The organism is Streptomyces sp. NPDC057654 (genome assembly GCF_042800135.1).
Lineage (GTDB): Bacteria > Actinomycetota > Actinomycetes > Streptomycetales > Streptomycetaceae > Streptomyces.
Window position 1 is genome coordinate 1 of sequence record NZ_JBHVHQ010001229.1, and the last position, 1,888, is coordinate 1,888.

The following is a 1,888-nucleotide window of genomic DNA, read 5'->3' on the forward strand; positions in this document are numbered from 1 at the left end:
GCCTCGGCCGCAGCGGCCGGTTCGTCCCCCGGCTCGGGATCGCCTGCGGGCTGCGCCCCGGCAACGGTCACGGCCTCGGATACGGACTCGGGCCCCGCCTCGTTCACGGTGTCGGCACCGGGCTGCGCCTCGGCGACGTCCGCGCCCTCGGATACGGGTTGAGGCCCGGCCTCAGGCACCGGCTCGGGCTCGGCCCCGGCCTCCGGCTGCGGTGCGGCGGCGGATGCGTCCCCGGCCCCAGGCTCGCCCGCGGGCTGCGCCCCGGCGACGGCCGCCCCCTCCTCGGATACGGACTCGGGCCCGGCCTCCGGCTGCGGTGCGCCAGCCGGTGCGTCCCCGGACTCAGCCTCACCTGCGGGCTGCGCCACGGCAGCGGCCCCGGCCTCGGATACGGACTCAGGCCCCGCCTCGTTCACAGCACCGGCACCAGGCTGCGCCCCGGCAGACGCCTCAGCAACGGCCCCCGCCTCGGACGCGGGCTCAGAACCAGCCTCGGGCTCGCCCGCGGGCTGCGCCTCAACAGGCGCCCCAGCAACAGCCACAGCCTCGGACCCGGCTTCCTTCACAGCACCGGCCTCCGGCTGCGCCCCGGCAGCCGGTCCGGCGGCAGATACATCCTCGGACCCAGGCTCGCCCGCGGGCTGCCCCTCGGCGACGGCCGCACCCTCCTCGGATACGGACTCGGGCCCGGCCTCGCTCTCTCCCCCGACCTCCGGCTGCGGTACGGCAGCCGGTCCAGCGGCGGGCGCGTCCCCGGACTCGGCCGCGCCTGCGGGCTGCGCCCCGGCACCGGCCACACCCTCGGATACGGGCTCGGGCCCGGCCTCGTTCACAGCACCAGTACCGGACTGCGCCCCGGCAGGCACCTCAGCGACGACCCCGGGCTCGGACGCGGACTCCGAACCGGGCTCGGGTTCACCCGCGGACTGCACCTCGGCAGCCGCTTCGGCGGCGGCCACAGCCTCGGATACGGACTCGGGCCCGGCCTCGGGCGCGGACTCCGAACCGGCCTCCTGCACGGCGTCGGCCTCCGGCTGCGCCCCGGCAGCCGCTTCGTCAACGGACGCACCCACGGACTCGGCCCCGCCCACAGGCTGCGCGGCAACAGCCCCAGCGTCGGGCTCAGCCTCGTTCACGGTCCCGGCCTCGGGCTGCGCCCCGGCGGCCTGTTCGGGCTCGGGCTCGGTCCCGGCAGGCGTCCCCGCGACGGCGACAGCCTCGGGGGCGGGCTCGCCCCCGGCCTCGTTCACAGCGCCGGCTTCCGGCTGGGGCTCGGCGGCGGCCGACGGCTCCGCGGCAGGGGCCACGGGCGCGGCCTCGGCCTGCGCCTCTCCCCCGGCCACGGCCTCCGGCGCGCCGACCGGCTGTTCGGCGCCCTCCGGCTCCACGGGGGGAGCCTCAGCGGGTGCGGTCTGCTCAGGAGCCTCTGCGGCAGCAGCGGTTTCGGGCGCACCCTCAGCAGCAGCCACGGCCTCCGGCTCAGCGGCCCCCGCAGGCTCCGGCACGGCCGCAGGCTGCGGCTGGGCGTCCCACGTTCCCGTCTGCGGCGGGATCTCGCCGAGCTGCGGCCCGGCAAGGGCGGCGGCGTCCTCGTCGCGCGGCACGTCGAGGTATTCGGGGCCCACGGTCGGCGGGCCGGAGTGCCGTACGGGAGGGGCGGTCTGCTGGACGCCCGTGGCGGGGCCGCGGTCGGCGAGGGAGCGTACGACGCCGTTGGAGGTGTCCGGCATGGGCGGGCCCATGTGCAACGGCCGCCGCGGCGCGGCGGGCGGAGCGGCGGGGCGCTGCTCGCGCACGCCCGGGACCTGGACGGATCCGGTGTCGCGGCCGCCCGTCTCGTGCGTGGTGCCGCGCGGCGCGGCGGCGCCGGTCGGGGGCTGTTCCATCC

1 pseudogene is annotated in these 1,888 nt (G+C 78.7%); it reads right to left on the minus strand.

Going from position 1 to position 1,888, the window contains the following annotated elements:
* Window positions 1-1,888: pseudogene (locus tag ACFU99_RS42290) on the minus strand (hypothetical protein); the annotation flags it as partial.